This window comes from Ensifer aridi, assembly GCF_002078505.1.
Taxonomy (GTDB): Bacteria; Pseudomonadota; Alphaproteobacteria; order Rhizobiales; family Rhizobiaceae; genus Sinorhizobium; species Sinorhizobium aridi.
Genome location: NZ_LUAV01000007.1, coordinates 169,675 through 184,888 on the forward strand (window position 1 = coordinate 169,675; position 15,214 = coordinate 184,888).

A 15,214-nucleotide genomic window follows, 5' to 3' on the forward strand; every position below is an offset into this window, starting at 1 on the left:
TTGAGGATAGCGAGGCATGGCGCTGGAGCGGACGGACGGCGACACATCAGGTGCGCAGCGCCTGCCAGAGGCCGAAAGCAAAGCGGTGCCGGGCGGCCGCCCCGGCGTCGTGGCGGCGGCCGTCTATCAGGATGGGCGCCGCCTGCGCGACATCGAGGTCGAAGAGGCGGGAGAGTGGCGCAACCGTGAAAACGTCGTCATCTGGATCGGCCTGCATGAGCCCGACCCCGCGCTTTTGCGGGAAGTGCAAAGGGAATTCGACCTGCATGATCTGGCGATCGAGGATGCCGGCAAGGCGCACCAGCGTCCGAAGCTCGAAATCTACGGCGACGCGATCTTCGTCGTAGCCCGCACGGCCCATATGGTCGGGGACGAGATCGCCTTCGGTGAGACCCACCTCTTCGTCGGTCGTGGCTACATCATCTCCGTGCGCCACGGCGCGTCCACCTCCTATATGGCGGTGAGACAGCGATGCGAGTCGTCGCCTGCCGCGCTTGCACATGGCGAGAACTACATCCTCTATTCCATCCTCGACTTCATCGTCGACAATTATATGCCGGTGGTTGAGGCGATTCACGGGGAAGTTGAGGAGCTGGAAGACCGACTGTTGCGCTCGCGGTTAGACAAGACGGACATCGAGCGGCTCTATAAGCTGCGTCGCAATCTGCTGCGCCTGCGCACCGCGGTCGTGCCGCTGGTCGATGTTTGCCGGAGGCATGAGCATCTCGAATTGCCGGGCATGGACGCCGCAATGCAGCCGCTGTTCCGCGACGTCACCGATCACGTCCGCCGGGTTCAGGAGGATATCGACGCGCTTCGCGAAGTGCTTGCCTTCACCTTCGAGGCGAGCCTGATGATCGGCCAGTCCGAGCAGACGGAAATCTCGCGCAAGCTCGCGTCCTGGGCGGCGATTCTCGCCGTCCCGACTGCGATCGCCGGCATTTATGGCATGAATTTCAACGAGATGCCCGAACTCAGATTTCGCTACGGCTATTTCGTCGTTCTGGCTGTGATCTTCGTGTTGTGCGCCACGCTCTATCGGCTCTTCCGGCGGGCGAGGTGGCTTTGAACGGTACGCACCGATCTAGAACAGCCGCAACCCCTTCATGCTGACATGTCCATCCTTGCCGATGATGACATGGTCGTGGACCGTGATGCCGAGCGGTTTCGCGGCCTCGGCGATCAGCTTGGTCTCTTGATATCCGCGCGCGACGGGGTCGGATCGCCGGAGGGATGGTTGTGCACCAAAATCAAGGCGGTGGCGGATAATTCCAGCGCCCGCTTGACGACCTCGCGCGGATAAACCGGGGTGTGGTCGATCGTGCCCTGCTGCTGCACTTCGTCGGCAATCAGCGAGTTGCGCTTGTCGAGGAACAGGATGCGGAACTGCTCCTTCGTCTCATGCGCCATCGCGGCGTGGCAATAGTCGATGACGGCGCTCCAGGACGACAGCACCTGCTTGTTGCGCAGGTCGCTCTTCAGCATACGTTGGGTCGCTGTTGCGATCAGCTTGAGATCGAGGGCGACAGATTCCCCCACGCCCTTCACTTCCTGCAGCAAATTGAGCGGCGCCCCGAAGACGCCGGCAAGGGTCCCGAAACGGCTGAGCAGAGCCTTGGCGATCGGCTTGGTGTCGCGCCGGGGGATCAGGCGGAAGAGGATGAGTTCGAGGATCTCGTAATCCGCCAGCGCCTGATCGCCCTGTTCGCGATAACGCGCCCTCAACCGGTCGCGATGGCCGTGGTAATGCGCCTCGGCCGAACGGTCGGGTGATGCTGACGCTTTGGCGCTGCGCGTCTTCTGTTGCGCAAAGAACTGCCGCTCGTCGGCGGATTGCTCAAGATCGGCTTCGATGGAGATCGGCGTCTTCGTCACGCGTTGCCCAAGGCGCGAATGCCGGGCTTGAACAGACCGGCCGGTGAAAGCGTGAAAATTTCGCAGCCGTCCGCGGTCACGCCGACCGTATGCTCATACTGTGCCGAGAGCGAGCGGTCCCTCGTCACGGCCGTCCATCCGTCGGAAAGAACCTTCACATGCGGCCGGCCGAGATTGATCATCGGCTCGATCGTGAAGATCATGCCCTCTTTAAGTTCCGGCCCCTCATTGGCATTGCCGTAGTGCAGGATGTTGGGCGCGTCGTGGAAGAGCCGCCCGACTCCGTGACCGCAGAAATCGCGCACGACCGAGCAGCGCTCCGATTCCGCATAGGCCTGGATCGCCTCGCCGATCGCGCCGGTGCGGGCGCCGGGTCGCACGGCGGCGATGCCGCGCATCAGACATTCATGCGTGACTTCGAGCAGGCGCTCGGCAGCACGCTTGATTTCACCGACCGGATACATCCGGCTCGAATCGCCATGCCAGCCGTCGACCACATAGGTTACGTCGATGTTGACGATGTCGCCTTCGCGCAAGGGCTTGTCATTGGGGATGCCGTGGCAGACGACGTGATTGATCGACGTGCAGGAAGACTTCGTATAGCCGCGATAGTTCAAGGTTGCCGGCAGCGCGTCATGATCCATACCGAACTCGAAGACGAAGCGGTCGATCTCTTCCGTCGTGACGCCCGGGCGTACACGTGTCACCAGCTCGTCCAGGCAACGCGCCGTCACCCGGCAGGCCTTGCGCATGCCTTCAAATCCATCCGGGCCGTAGAGACGGATGACGCCGGTGTTCTTGTAAGGGGCAGCGCCGGCCTCGATGTAGGTTACCATTGCAACTCTTTCGTCGTTTCCGGCAGTTTTCATAGAACAGCGAGGACCGGTTCGTCCACTATCATCGGCCCCGCTGGCACGATTTGGGCGGGTGAGACGGCGCATCTGACGGCATAGGCCTCGACCCCGCGCGCAATCGCCCGTTCGAATGCACGAGCATAAGCCGGATCGAGTTCGCGGCATATGCGGAACAAGGCGCAATCGTTCCTTTGAACGAGATAGAGCATGATCGCCCGGTGACCCGCCTCCACCATGTCCCCCAGTTCTTCGAGGTGTTTCGCCCCGCGCTCTGTGGGGCTGTCCGGGAACTCCGCAAGCCCTCCAACGCGGCTGAAATGGACGTTCTTGACCTCGACATAGGCAAGGCCCTTCAGCGGATCGGCAAGGAGGATATCGACCCTGGAGTTTCGCCCGTATCTCTGCTCGCGCCTAAGTGTTGAATAGCTGTCGAGATCGCTGACCTGTCCGGCGGCGATCGCTTCTTCGGCGATCCGGTTCGGCAGCCCGGTATTGATGCCCACAAGCGTGCCGTCCGCTTCGACGATCTCCAGCATGTGGCGATATTTGCGCGTCGGACTGTCATGCTCCGAGAGCCAGATCGGCGATCCGGGCGCAGTCAGCCCGCGCATAGAGCCGGTATTCGGGCACGAGCCGGTAATCGGCGTGCCGTCGGCAAGGATAGCGTCGAAGAGGAAGCGCTTATAACGCTGAACGAGCGTGGCAGGGACGAGCGGACGGGAGAAATTCACTTCGCTTCCGTTGGTTCAAGCGCGCACGCGAACGAAAGAGCCGGGGGCATCCTCGAGCGAGTTGAGGGGACCGCCGGCTTTGCGGGCCGGCACGCGGCGCTTGTCGAGCCGTTCGACCCAGCTATGCCAATGGGGCCACCACGATCCCGGCGTTTCCTTGGCTTTTTCAATCCAGGCGTCCAGGTCGCCTTTGGCCGGCCCTCCCGTCCAAAACTGATATTTGCTCTTGGCCGGTGGATTGACGACTCCGGCGATATGGCCCGAGCCGGACAGGACGAACGTCACCTTGCCGCCGAAGCGACTGCTGCCGAGGAAAACGGATTTCGCCGGCGCGATGTGATCCTCCTTGGTCGCCAGATTGTAGATGGGGATCTTGACGTCGCCGAGCGAGATCTTTTTGCCGGCAAGCACCATCTCGCCCGTCGAAAGCTTGTTCTCGAGGTAACAGTTGCGAAGATAGAAGGAGTGGTTTGCCGCGGGCATGCGGGTGCAATCGGAATTCCAGTACAAAAGGTCGAAGGGAAGGGGATCCTGACCCTTGAGGTAGTTGTTGACGAAATAGGGCCAGATGAGTTCCGAAGCCCTGAGCATATTGAAGGCGGTCGCCATCTTCGAGCCTTCGAGATAGCCCGTGGAGCTCATATTGGCCTCGACGTGGCGGATCTGATCTTCATCTACGAAGACCTTGAGATCGCCGGCATAAGTAAAGTCCACCTGCGTCGTAAAGAGCGTCGCGGAGCGGATGCGATCGTCGCCTTCGGCGGCATGGAGTGCGAGCGTTGCCGCAAGCAGCGTACCGCCGACGCAGTAGCCGATGGCGTTCACCTCACGCTCGCCGGTTGCCCGCTCGACGGTGTCGAGCGCGAAGCCGATGCCTTCGCGCGCATAGGCTTCCCAGTCCTTGTTGGCGTGCCGCTCGTCCGGGTTCACCCAGGAGATGACGAATACGGTGTGGCCCTGGTCGACCGCCCACTTGATGAAGGATTTCTCCGGGTTGAGATCGAGGACGTAGAACTTGTTGATCCAGGGCGGGCAAATGAGCAGCGGCCGCTTCAGCACGGTCTCGGTGCTCGCTTCGTATTGGATGACCTGACAGACGTCGCTTTGCGCTATCACCTTGCCCGGAGTAATCGCAATGTTTTCGCCGATCGCGAACTTGCTCGTATCCGTCTGTCTCAGCCGGAGGTCGCCGCGTCCGGCGGCGATGTCTTCGGCGAGCATCTGCATGCCTTTGACGAGATTGGCGCCGCTCGACGCCACGGTTTCCCGGTAGAGCTGCGGGTTGGTGGTGATGAAATTGGTCGGCGAGAGCGCGCTCGCTATCTGGCGCACATAGAATACCGCTTTGTGGCGGGTGTGCTCGTCAAGCCCCTCAGCGCCCTCGACCATGCGCTCCGCCCAATCGGACGTCACGAAGTAGGCCTGGCGGATGAAATCGAAGAAAGGATTCTTCACCCAGTCTTCGTCCGCGAAGCGCTTGTCGTTACGCTTGAGAATCTCCGGTTCCTCGACAATGTCGCCGGCCATACGGTGGACCGTTCGCGACCAGATGTCGAAGAAGCTACCCATGAGGTTTGTCTGCGCCTCGAGTGTCCGCCTCGGATCGGACAGCCAGTATTCGGAGACCTTTGAAAGCGTCTTCACCATGTCGGAGACGGGCTGGGCGAACGTGTGGGCTTTCTCGCCCGTCTCGCGCGGCGCTAGCCATGCGGACGCCGCCTTTCCCATTTGTTCGACCGCGCGAGCCATGTTGATGGCCAGGTTTTCGGGATCCTTGACGATGTAAGGCTCTACCGATTTCGGGTCAAAGCCGGCAAAACCGCCTTTGCCGGTGGTGTCCTCGGCCTTTTCCGCTGTCACCCGGTGTCCTCCACAGCATCTTGTTTGTTTTGCGTTTTTACATTCTGCCCGAAAATGATTACAAGGGCTAGCGCATCGTCGCGCCAGAGAAACAGGGGGTCATCGCCAGCATGCTTGCCGTTGGAAAACAGCGTTCGCTTACCCGCATTTCCGGATTGATTTTCGCGATCGCGCTTGCCGGATGCAACTCGACGGCCGAGCTCGCCACCTATCCTTCCGTATATGGGCAGAGGCCTGCTGCCATGCAGCAGATGACCGACGAGGAGGCGGTAAACATGCAGGAGCGGCTGACGGCGCTTGCCGGCCAACGCCGGTCCGGCGCCATCTCCGAAGCGGAATATCAGCGGCGACTGAAGGAACTGCAGTTACTGGCCGAGCGGCACGGCCCTGATGCGCTGAAAGAGATCGAGAATTAGCGCTTGCCTTTCGCGTGATTTGGCCGCAAAGCGTTCAATGGCCGCTATGACGACCGTTCACCCCAGCGCATGCTCCGCGAATGCCGAACTGGCCCGCAAAAGCGTGCGCCAAACGAGGTCTGGAGATGGAAGAGTTTCATAAAGTTCGGCGTTTGCCGCCCTATGTTTTCGAACAGGTCAACCGTTTGAAAGCAAGCGCGCGAGCCGCCGGCGCCGACATCATCGACCTCGGCATGGGCAATCCGGATCTTCCCACTCCGCAGTCGATCGTCGACAAGCTCTGCGAGGTCGTACAGGACCCGCGCACGCATCGTTATTCCTCGTCGAAGGGCATTCCGGGGCTGCGCCGCGCCCAGGCGGCCTATTACGCGCGCCGCTTCGGCGTCAAGCTCAATCCGGAGACGCAGGTCGTCGCCACGCTCGGCTCGAAGGAAGGCTTCGCCAACATGGCGCAGGCGATCACCGCGCCGGGCGATGTCGTCCTCTGCCCGAACCCCACCTATCCGATCCACGCCTTCGGCTTCCTGATGGCCGGCGGCGTCATACGCTCCATCTCGGTCGAGCCGGATGAGAGCTTCTTTCCGCCGCTCGAGCGGGCGGTTCGGCATTCGATCCCGAAGCCGCTGGCGCTTATCCTCAACTATCCGTCCAATCCGACGGCGCAGGTCGCGACGCTCGACTTCTATAAGGACGTCGTCGCCTTCGCGAAGAAGCACGATATCATCGTGCTCTCGGATCTCGCTTATTCGGAGATCTACTTCAACGACGTCCCGCCGCCCTCGGTTCTGGAGGTGCCAGGCGCGATCGACGTGACGGTCGAATTCACGTCGATGTCGAAGACCTTCTCCATGCCCGGCTGGCGCATGGGCTTTGCCGTCGGCAATGAACGGCTGATCGCGGCCTTGGCGCGTGTGAAGTCCTATCTCGATTACGGCGCCTTCACACCGATCCAGGTCGCTGCGACACAAGCGCTTAATGGCGACGGCAGCGACATCGCCGAAGTGCGAAACATTTACAGACGCCGCCGCGACGTGATGGTCGAGAGCTTCGGCAAGGCCGGCTTCGAGGTGCCTCCGCCCCCGGCAACGATGTTCGCCTGGGCGAAGATCCCGGAGAAGTTCCGTCATTTGGGTTCGCTCGAATTCTCGAAGCTGCTCGTCGAAAAGGCGGATGTCGCGGTGGCGCCCGGCATCGGCTTCGGTGAGCAGGGCGACGACTATGTGCGTCTGGCCCTCGTCGAGAACGAACATCGAATCCGCCAGGCGGCGCGCAACATCAAGCGCTTCCTGTCGACGGCGGAGGAGACGATGCACAACGTCGTCTCGCTCAACGCACACCGGTAGGGAACAGGTATTTCCGCACCAGTTGCCCCGCCGCATAAGGCGGGGCGCCTTCTACATGTTAGGAACTTGCTATGGCAGATGCCCTCAAAATCGGCATTGCGGGCTTGGGGACGGTCGGTGCCTCGCTCGTGCGGATTCTCCAGGATCGTCAAGAGATGCTGGCAACCACATGCGGAAGGGCGATCGAGATCACGGCCGTGAACGCGCGGGATCGGTCGAAGAACCGCGGCGTGGACCTTGCGAAGATCGCCTGGTTCGACGATGCGGTCTCGCTGGCATCGGAAGCTGATATCGATGTCTTCATCGAGCTGATGGGCGGTGCCGGGGATCCGGCCTATTCGTCGGTGAAGGCGGCGCTGCAGCGGGGCATCCATGTGGTAACGGCGAACAAGGCGCTGCTGGCGGCCCACGGTGTCGAGCTTGCGGGAATTGCCGAGGAGCACGGCGCGCTCTTGAATTACGAAGCCGCGGTCGCCGGCGGCATTCCGGTCATCAAGGCGCTTCGCGAGTCGATGACTGGCAATACGATCTCGCGCGTCTACGGGATCATGAACGGCACCTGCAACTACATCCTGACGAAGATGGAGAAGGAGGGGCTCTCCTTCGAGGCCTGTCTCAAGGAAGCACAGCGTCTCGGCTATGCCGAGGCCGACCCGGCCTTCGACATCGAAGGCAACGACACCGCCCACAAGCTCTCGATATTGACGAGCCTTGCCTTCGGTACCGCCATCGCCGCCGATGACATCTATCTCGAAGGCATCACCAACATCTCGATCGAGGACATCCAGGCGGCCGCCGACCTCGGTTATCGCATCAAGCTGCTCGGCGTTGCCCAGCGTACGGAAAGCGGTATCGAGCAGCGTGTGCATCCAACCATGGTGCCCTACGACACCGTCATCGCCCAGGTGGACGGTGTGACGAATGCGGTCGCGATCGAATCCGATATTCTCGGAGAGCTCCTGATGGTAGGTCCGGGCGCCGGCGGCGATGCTACTGCATCGGCGGTGCTCGGCGATATCGCCGACATCGCGAAGAGCCGTCCGGGCGCCCAGCACGTGCCTGCATTTGGACGCCCGGCAAAGGCGCTGTTGCCCTATAAGCGCGCCCGGATGCAGAGCCACGAGGGCGGATACTTCATCCGGCTGAAAGTCGTCGACAGGACCGGTGTATTCGCAAATGTCGCGAAGCACATGGCGGAGAACGACATCTCGCTCGAATCGATCATGCAACATTCCAAGCATTACGCGGATCCTGCAGAACCGAAGACGATCATCCTAGTCACGCATGCGACGTTCGAGGCTTCCGTGCGCAAGGCGATCGTCGCGATCAAGGGCGAGGGCTATCTCGTCGGCGAGCCGCAGGTGATCCGCATCGAGCGGCCGAAGGACTGGTAAGCGGGCTCTTTTGCATTAAAACTGTTGAGAAACCTCTCCGGCGCGCATCTTGTGGGCCGGAGCGTTCGGCCTGCCGGTTTTGCCGAACCGAAATCTTCGTTAAGAACGGGGGAATTTCGGCGGGCAGGCAGCATGGACCAATTGGCGGATCCGATCCAGCGGGCATTTCTCGGCGTCGAGCGCTCGGTCGGCGGCCAGCGCTGGGTCTCGCGGCTGGATCAGGCAGGCCAGAACCGCGCGCTCGCGATCAGTCAGGTCCATGGCTATTCGGAACTCATCGCCCGCGTGCTCGCCGGCCGTGGCGTGGGGCTGGATGACGCGGCCTCTTTTCTCGACCCGACGCTTCGCTCGCTCATGCCCGATCCCGACACGCTGACGGATTGCCGAAAGGCGGCGGAGCGGCTGGCAGATGCGATCCGTCGCGGTGAAAAAGTCGTGATATTCGGCGATTACGACGTGGATGGCGCGGCTTCCTCGGCGCTGATGGCGCGCTTCCTGCGCCATTTCGGCATTGAGGCCGATATCTATATTCCCGATCGCATCTTCGAAGGCTATGGTCCGAACCCGCAAGCGATAGAGCAATTGATCGGCAACGGCGCCAGGCTGATCGTCACCGTCGACTGCGGCACGACAAGCCACGATTCGCTTGCGGTTGCGGCCGAACGCGGCGTCGACGTCGTAGTCATCGACCACCACCAGGTCGGCTCGAGCCTGCCGCCGTGCCGCGCGCTGGTCAATCCGAATCGCGAGGACGATCTGTCGGGGCAGGGGCACCTCTGCGCGGCGGGCGTCGTCTATCTGGTGCTCGTCAACACATTACGAGTACTGCGCCAGCGAGGAGACGGGCGAGCCACGTCGTTCGATCTGCTCGCGCAGCTCGACCTCGTCGCACTTGCGACCGTCTGCGATGTGGTGCCGCTCAAAGGCTTGAACCGTGCCTATGTCGTCAAGGGGCTGATCGCGGCGCGACACATGGGTAATCCGGGTCTCGCCGCTCTCTTGCGCAAGGCCGCCATCGGCGGGCCCGTGACCCCCTATCATCTTGGATTCCTGATCGGCCCGCGCATCAATGCTGGCGGGCGCATCGGCGACGCTGCGCTCGGCAGCAGGCTGTTGACACTCGACGATCCTGCCGCCGCGGAAGTCATCGCCAGCCAGCTCGACGAGCTCAACCGCGAACGCCAGGCGATGGAGGCGGCGATGCTTGCCGAGGCGGAAGCGGAAGTGCTGGCGGAATACGGCACGGGCGAGAACGCATCGGTGATCGTGACCGCGCGGGAGAATTGGCATCCGGGCATCGTCGGCCTCATCGCAGCCCGCATTAAGGAAAAATTCCGCCGGCCGGCATTCGCGATTGCCTTCGATCCGAACGGCCGCGGGACGGGATCCGGTCGGTCGATCAACGGCTTCGACATGGGCCGGCTCGTTCGTGCAGCCGTCGAGAACGGTCTTCTCATAAAGGGCGGCGGGCACGCGATGGCCGCCGGACTGACGGTCGAGCGCGCCAAGCTCGGCAGGCTCCGGCAATTCTTCGAAGAGCGCGCCGACGGCACCGTGCGTGATCTGGTTGCCGTTCAAAGCCTCAAGGTGGATGGCGCGCTCTCCGCCGCCGGCGCGACGCTCGAGCTTGTCGATCTGCTGGAACAGGCGGGACCCTATGGCTCGGGCCATCCGCAGCCGGTCTTCGCCTTTCCGCAACACCGGCTGCGAGACAGCCGGCTCGTCGGCGCCAATCATGTGAAGGTGACACTAGAGGGTCAGGACGGTAGCCGCATCGACGGCATCGCCTTCCGAGCGATCGAAACGCCGCTCGGCGATTTCCTGCTCGGCAGCCGCGGCTCGACGGTCCACATTGCGGGTTGCCTGTCGGCGGACCTCTGGCAGGGAACGCGCCGCGTTCAACTGCGCGTCACGGACGCCGCGAGAGCGAACTGAGTCGGGCGCGCGCAAAGTTGCGACGCCTAATCAGCAGCTTGCTAAGCGTATTTGAATAATTGATGAAGCAGGAAGATGGCACGCCCAACGGGACTCGAACCCGTGTTTCCGCCGTGAAAGGGCGGCGTCCTAGACCGCTAGACGATGGGCGCCCAAGACGAGGTGGCTTATAGAGAGCGCTTTGGATTCCCGCAAGTGAGCAACAGCCGCAAAGTCGATTTTTTCTTCGGAAAACGTCGTGAAACGAAGCCACATGCCCTGCGGCACAGTTTTACCGCGTGCGTTACGAAGAGGATGGTACGCCCAACGGGTGTACCACCCTCTTTGTTTTTGCTACTCGGATGAAACAGGCCGAATGACGTTCACAGCCTTTGAAGAAAATCTTCCCCTCGCGGCGATCGCCGCCTGATTCTCTCGCCCAATGAAAAGGCGCTATCCCGTAGACTGGAAGTCCACCCGGGTTCACCCGGTGCTGATCGCACTCGATAAGGAATTAAATGGCAGACGCCTGCATCCGACGCTGATTCGTGCATTCGAGAGCCGATCGGACATCATCGCTGATCACGTCTCGTCCATTCGCCATATTCCTGGCGAAGCGCATGGCAGCCGGAAAGGCCTCAAATCACGATTGAAGGGCGCGTTTCAGCGGGACATGGAACTTCTTTTCAGGCGAGTTGGAAGACCTAGTAAATTCAATAGCACCAGCCTGAATTTGCGCCGCGGCCTTTCAATTGCCTGCAGGCCCGGGAATCGAATCCGGTCTTTCGCGGTTCTGAGCCATGTGTCTTACCAGTTGCCCTGCCTGCGTTGCGACTTGGTTGGGTTTGGACGCTCTCCCCCCGGCGGCCGCCCAGTTTTACTCGCATTCGCGTCGCCAAAATGCGGGATGGATAAAGCAGGCCTCGCATTTCTGGCGCTTATAGTTGTGCTCATCGCTATCGTGATGAGCATCCTCGTAGTCGATCGAACCCCAGTAGACGTACCTCCGAATAGGCCTGGATTTGTTCCTACGAACCAAGTCGAACTGTGGAATGCGAAGCGTCCCCACTGCATAGCGGCCATCGGGGGTGGTCGGGCGGGAACAACGAGGCCTCTGGGTGGGTTGCTAGAGCATGGTAGCTAACCCAAACCACATTATGATTCTCGTTTTGATAGCCATGGTCGTCTCAGTCATCAGCATACTTGCCTTCAAGTACGCTGATAATTCGTTGGGAAATACACCTATCGCGGCAACTGCCGAACAACTTTCCGAAGACTAGGATATCGCAGGATCTTGGGCGCATTTCTCCTATGCGCCGAGTGTGAACCTTCGGAGCGTCCGGCGAGTGTTGAGACGACGCGCCCTAGCAAACCCGCACCAGTCGCAAGTGGTTGACAAGTTCATACCTCTCGCCTCCCTGCTTTTCTTCGGTGAGCGAGTCGCCGGCCCACGAGGGGGGCATTAGATGCGAGTGATCGCGAGCTTTCCGCAACGCTTCAAAGCAAACGGCGACCTCCGGGTGCTCAGCATTTTCGAGTTCGACAGTAGGAATCACCGATCATCCAGCCAGGAAATTGGCAAGACACGCCTAGGCGGGGAGTGGTGAATTCTCCCCTAACGCCCGGTCCGTCGCAAGCGGCGGAGAGAACGCGTAGATCAGAGCATCGCAGCCGAGCCCGCATGATTGCCATTTCGTCGGCCGCACCCATCTCGGGCAGCTCCGGCCGATCAGGCCGATGAAGTCTCGGATGCGCATATCCGGGCCATGCTTCTCTATCAGCCGCGCGACGTCATAGCGTCCCTTCCTGCGTCATTCGCTGCAGATCAGGACTATGTGGGGCAGGGTGAAGTCAGCAAGCGTTTTCGGTTTCTCAGGCTTGGCTGATCCTCGTCGTTGAGGTGCAAAGATTGCCCCATCTCGTGGAAGCGCCCGCAGCGTGACCGGCGTGTTCCTGATGTTCTCGTCGTCCGAACGTCAATGCAGCTGATTTGCGCATTTTGCTTACGAGATTAAATGCGGTGCAACTAATCGGTGTAAGCATTCTCTCCGGTGTTGGAGAGGGTGATGAACTGGCCTGGAGCACGATTCAAACACATATTTTTTTCCACAGGGCCCATGGCCCGACTGGAGTACTGCATTGGTAAACTCGTGCTGGCGTTTGTCGCGAGCCTCACGCTGTATGCCTCAAAGTACGATCCAAGCTACACGCTCGTGATCGGTTGCCTTCTTGCGACTGGCATCTATGCGGCGTTTTGCAGCCTTCGCAGGCTCAAGGACATAGGTGTCACTAACATCAATGCCGGCTTTATGTTTCTTCTCGGAGGATATGTCGCGAGCAACGGTCTCGCGAACGTAAAGCCGGTCTTCGGCCTTGTTGCTGGACTGCTTGTGCTGGTATTTCTTCTGCTTGCTCCCAGCGCGAACGACAACTAATACGTCCCCAGGCTTTGAGTCTCCCGAACATCATCTCAAGGCGACCTCGCTCACTGCAAACTAAAACGGATCAATTGGATAACTGAGCAATCGCAGCTTGACTGTAGTGAGGCAAGCAAAGTCGGAGAGATGCCGTGAAATGGCTTGAGCCTCGGGAGCCAGTCCGGAATTTTATGGACATACTTGCTGGCTTGGGAATTGGAACTTGCACTTGAAACCGGGCCCGGACATCCCCTTTACCAAACCAGGGCGAAGCTGATCGCCCGTAGGTTTGACTGCGACGACGCTCTCTATCAGCTCGAGGACGGACGGGTATTGGGACAATCCCTATAAGTATTTTGATTTCTTTGAAGCATGGTACGCCCAACGGGACTCGAACCCGTGTTACCGCCGTGAGAGGGCGGCGTCCTGACCGCTAGACGATGGGCGCTTACAGACGAGTAATGACCAGCACCATACTATGAAAAAGAATGGATGCGAAAGAGGGAATGGCACGCCCAACGGGACTCGAACCCGTGTTTCCGCCGTGAAAGGGCGGCGTCCTAGACCGCTAGACGATGGGCGCCCAAGACAAGGCGGCTTATAGAGAGAGCTTGGGGTCCACGCAAGTGACCGGAAGCAATTATTTTGACTTTTCTACGGATCTAAGAAGACTGCCTCTGGTGCGCCCGCCCCAAGCAAGCATAGCGGCCACACCACCAGGCGCAGCAAAGTATCCATAAGTATAGGAGAGGAAAATGGCACGCCCAACGGGACTCGAACCCGTGTTTCCGCCGTGAAAGGGCGGCGTCCTAGACCGCTAGACGATGGGCGCCCAAGACAGGGCGGCTTATAGATAGGGCTTTGGGTTCCCGCAAGGGGCAAATTGATTTTTTCTCAGAAAAACAACTACAGCTCGACCATGTCGAGCGCCGCTAGCCGACGCTGCCTAGCTGCCGCGCCGTAAACGACCGCCGCGATCAGCCCTTGCGGCGGCGGCAGCGCCAGTTCCAGTCCCGTTGCGGGCCGATGTCGATATGCACCGATTCGGTGTGACAATAGGTGCCGACGCCGCCGCGGCCCGGAATGCTGCGCAGGAAATCGGCAAGCTCCCATTTGCTGACGCCCTGCACCTGGATATCGGCCGCTTCGCAGCGCGTATGGAGAGACTGGCGCTTGCGGCTGACCTTGATGGCGCGCAGCCCCGACGTGACCATGACCTTGCGGCCGTAGTGACTTTCCACCGTCTTCAACATGTCGAGCAGCGCCGGCTTGAAGCAGCCCGTCTCCACCTTCTCCGTCTGCAGGATCAGCCCGTTCGGAGCAAGGCGGGCGAGCCCGGAGAGATTCGCCACCTCGACCGGTGCGTCGCCCTCGTCGGCCGCGTGGTCCTCGTGCTCCATGTTGAAGAGTGGGTTCATCTTGACCCCGGGCAGTGACGTGTAGGCGAGGGAGGCGACCTGCGGCTCGCGCGCATTGCTGATGGTGATCGTCTTCTTGTCGGCTACTTGCACCTCGCGTTCCGTGCCGCCGCGCGGCTTTTCCTTGCGCTTCGCGGCGAAGAGGCTTGCAAGCGTCCAGCCCTTTTTGGTCTCCGGCGCTTGTTTCTCCGGCTCGCCCGGTTCGGCCGCTTGCGCAGTGCCCGCCGGGGGCGGTGGCACTTGCGCGACGGAGGCGACCTCCACGGTCTGCAAGGGTGATGAGGCGGCGCCGGACAACGCCGCCTGAGCGCTTAGAGGTAGCGGAACCGCCGAGGGGACCTCGTTATAGGCCATGGTCTCCGGGACGGTTGAGGTGGGCGCCGCCGTCTGCACTGCGGCTGGAGCTTCGTTGCCGGCACCTTCCTGCGGCTGAAGGGCCGGCTGCTCGTCTGCGGCCTGTCCGCCGTTGAAAAGGCTGTTGCTTGTGGCATTCACCGTCGGCCGGGCATTTCCGCCCGGCGTCGCCCCTGAAGTCTGGCTTGGGTCGGCAGCATTTGCCGCGGCGCGCGCGGGCGGCGATTGGCCGTAGATGCTTGAAGACGTGGCGTTGAGGGCGGTGCTCTGCATCGTCAGCCCCTGCTGCAGGGCTGCGGCGTCCTGCCCGGATCCCGCCGTAGGCCCCGCTGTCTGTTCGCTCGCCGAATCGGTCGCCGCGACTTGCTCGCCCGGCGCCTCACCTTCGGTTTCAGACGCCGCCGTTTGCGCTTCTGCGGTTATCTGCTGCGATTGGGAAGAATTCAGAGCTTCGCCGTCGGCGACGGCCGACACGCAACCAGCCAATGCAAAAAGTGCTACAGACAATGCTGCCGCACGTCCGACGGACAGGAACCCGTAACCCGATTCCAGAAGTTGCAACGCCTTATCCCCGCTCTCCGTGCACGCCCGAGGCTTTGCCAGGGCATGCCTTAAGTCCTCAGTCCCGAGACATGTTC

The 15,214-nt window shown here is 61.1% G+C and carries 10 protein-coding genes, 4 tRNA genes and 1 pseudogene; 6 read left to right on the top strand and 9 right to left on the bottom strand.

Features of this window, described 5'->3' with window-relative positions:
• Positions 1 to 16: 16 nt before the first annotated feature.
• Positions 17 to 1,069 carry a magnesium and cobalt transport protein CorA gene (locus AYK65_RS07695; RefSeq protein WP_081158124.1) on the top strand — a complete coding sequence of 351 codons (1,053 nt, stop codon included), beginning with the start codon at positions 17 to 19 and terminating at the stop codon, positions 1,067 to 1,069.
• 15 nt (positions 1,070 to 1,084) lie between these two features.
• On the opposite strand, the pseudogene radC reads toward AYK65_RS07695, so the two are convergent.
• The 4 genes and pseudogenes from radC to phaC form a co-directional block, all read right to left on the bottom strand.
• Positions 1,085 to 1,875: pseudogene (gene radC / locus AYK65_RS07700) on the bottom strand (RadC family protein).
• A complete protein-coding gene (map, locus tag AYK65_RS07705) occupies positions 1,872 to 2,711 on the bottom strand; it encodes a type I methionyl aminopeptidase (RefSeq protein ID WP_026614205.1) in 840 nt (279 codons plus the stop codon). The pseudogene radC and the gene map overlap by 4 nt, the downstream one beginning before the upstream one ends.
• Positions 2,712 to 2,740: 29 nt before the next feature.
• Complete coding sequence (sfsA, locus tag AYK65_RS07710; protein ID WP_046118158.1) at positions 2,741 to 3,460, bottom strand: DNA/RNA nuclease SfsA; 720 nt, start codon at positions 3,458 to 3,460, stop codon at positions 2,741 to 2,743.
• A 15-nt stretch (positions 3,461 to 3,475) separates the two neighbouring features.
• Positions 3,476 to 5,320 carry a poly(3-hydroxyalkanoate) polymerase subunit PhaC gene (gene phaC, locus AYK65_RS07715; protein ID WP_081158125.1) on the bottom strand — a complete coding sequence of 615 codons (1,845 nt, stop codon included), beginning with the start codon at positions 5,318 to 5,320 and terminating at the stop codon, positions 3,476 to 3,478.
• A gap of 110 nt (positions 5,321 to 5,430) precedes the next feature.
• Between phaC and AYK65_RS07720 the strand changes: the two genes are divergently transcribed.
• From AYK65_RS07720 to recJ, 4 genes are all read left to right on the top strand, one after another.
• Positions 5,431 to 5,736 (top strand): hypothetical protein, encoded by a 306-nt coding sequence (locus tag AYK65_RS07720; RefSeq protein ID WP_026614202.1) that lies wholly within the window; start codon positions 5,431 to 5,433, stop codon positions 5,734 to 5,736.
• Between the two features lie 125 nt (positions 5,737 to 5,861).
• Positions 5,862 to 7,079, top strand: coding sequence for an LL-diaminopimelate aminotransferase (locus tag AYK65_RS07725; protein ID WP_081158126.1), 1,218 nt, complete (start codon positions 5,862 to 5,864; stop codon positions 7,077 to 7,079).
• Between the two features lie 71 nt (positions 7,080 to 7,150).
• Positions 7,151 to 8,473, top strand: coding sequence for a homoserine dehydrogenase (locus AYK65_RS07730; RefSeq protein WP_081158127.1), 1,323 nt, complete (start codon positions 7,151 to 7,153; stop codon positions 8,471 to 8,473).
• A 132-nt stretch (positions 8,474 to 8,605) separates the two neighbouring features.
• Entirely contained in the window at positions 8,606 to 10,408 is a 1,803-nt protein-coding gene (gene recJ / locus AYK65_RS07735; protein ID WP_081158128.1) for a single-stranded-DNA-specific exonuclease RecJ, read from the top strand.
• A 76-nt stretch (positions 10,409 to 10,484) separates the two neighbouring features.
• Here recJ and AYK65_RS07740 read toward each other — a convergent pair.
• Positions 10,485 to 10,560, bottom strand: a tRNA-Glu gene (locus tag AYK65_RS07740).
• Positions 10,561 to 12,453: 1,893 nt separating this feature from the next.
• On the opposite strand from AYK65_RS07740, the gene AYK65_RS07760 reads away from it, so the two are divergent.
• Positions 12,454 to 12,822, top strand: a complete 369-nt coding sequence (locus AYK65_RS07760) for a hypothetical protein (protein ID WP_139793145.1) — start codon at positions 12,454 to 12,456, stop codon at positions 12,820 to 12,822.
• 355 nt (positions 12,823 to 13,177) lie between these two features.
• Here AYK65_RS07760 and AYK65_RS07765 read toward each other — a convergent pair.
• The 4 genes from AYK65_RS07765 to AYK65_RS07780 all read right to left on the bottom strand — a co-directional run bounded on the left by AYK65_RS07765 (position 13,178) and on the right by AYK65_RS07780 (position 15,137).
• Positions 13,178 to 13,252 (bottom strand) — tRNA-Glu (locus AYK65_RS07765).
• Positions 13,253 to 13,311: 59 nt separating this feature from the next.
• A tRNA-Glu gene (locus AYK65_RS07770) sits at positions 13,312 to 13,387 on the bottom strand.
• A 173-nt stretch (positions 13,388 to 13,560) separates the two neighbouring features.
• Positions 13,561 to 13,636, bottom strand: a tRNA-Glu gene (locus tag AYK65_RS07775).
• Between the two features lie 145 nt (positions 13,637 to 13,781).
• The gene (locus AYK65_RS07780) at positions 13,782 to 15,137 is read right to left on the bottom strand and encodes a YcbK family protein (RefSeq protein ID WP_081158132.1); all 1,356 of its coding nucleotides are present in this window, start codon (positions 15,135 to 15,137) and stop codon (positions 13,782 to 13,784) included.
• Positions 15,138 to 15,214: the final 77 nt, after the last annotated feature.

Excerpts from the sequence above, each read along its gene's own strand:
- AYK65_RS07720 (WP_026614202.1), top strand. The coding sequence starts at position 5,431 with ATGCTTGCCGTTGGAAAACAGCGTTCGCTTACCCGCATTTCCGGATTG.
- AYK65_RS07695 (WP_081158124.1), top strand. The coding sequence starts at position 17 with ATGGCGCTGGAGCGGACGGACGGCGACACATCAGGTGCGCAGCGCCTG.
- AYK65_RS07730 (WP_081158127.1), top strand. The coding sequence starts at position 7,151 with ATGGCAGATGCCCTCAAAATCGGCATTGCGGGCTTGGGGACGGTCGGT.
- AYK65_RS07725 (WP_081158126.1), top strand. The coding sequence starts at position 5,862 with ATGGAAGAGTTTCATAAAGTTCGGCGTTTGCCGCCCTATGTTTTCGAA.
- AYK65_RS07760 (WP_139793145.1), top strand. The coding sequence starts at position 12,454 with ATGAACTGGCCTGGAGCACGATTCAAACACATATTTTTTTCCACAGGG.
- map (WP_026614205.1), bottom strand. The coding sequence starts at position 2,711 with ATGGTAACCTACATCGAGGCCGGCGCTGCCCCTTACAAGAACACCGGC.
- recJ (WP_081158128.1), top strand. The coding sequence starts at position 8,606 with ATGGACCAATTGGCGGATCCGATCCAGCGGGCATTTCTCGGCGTCGAG.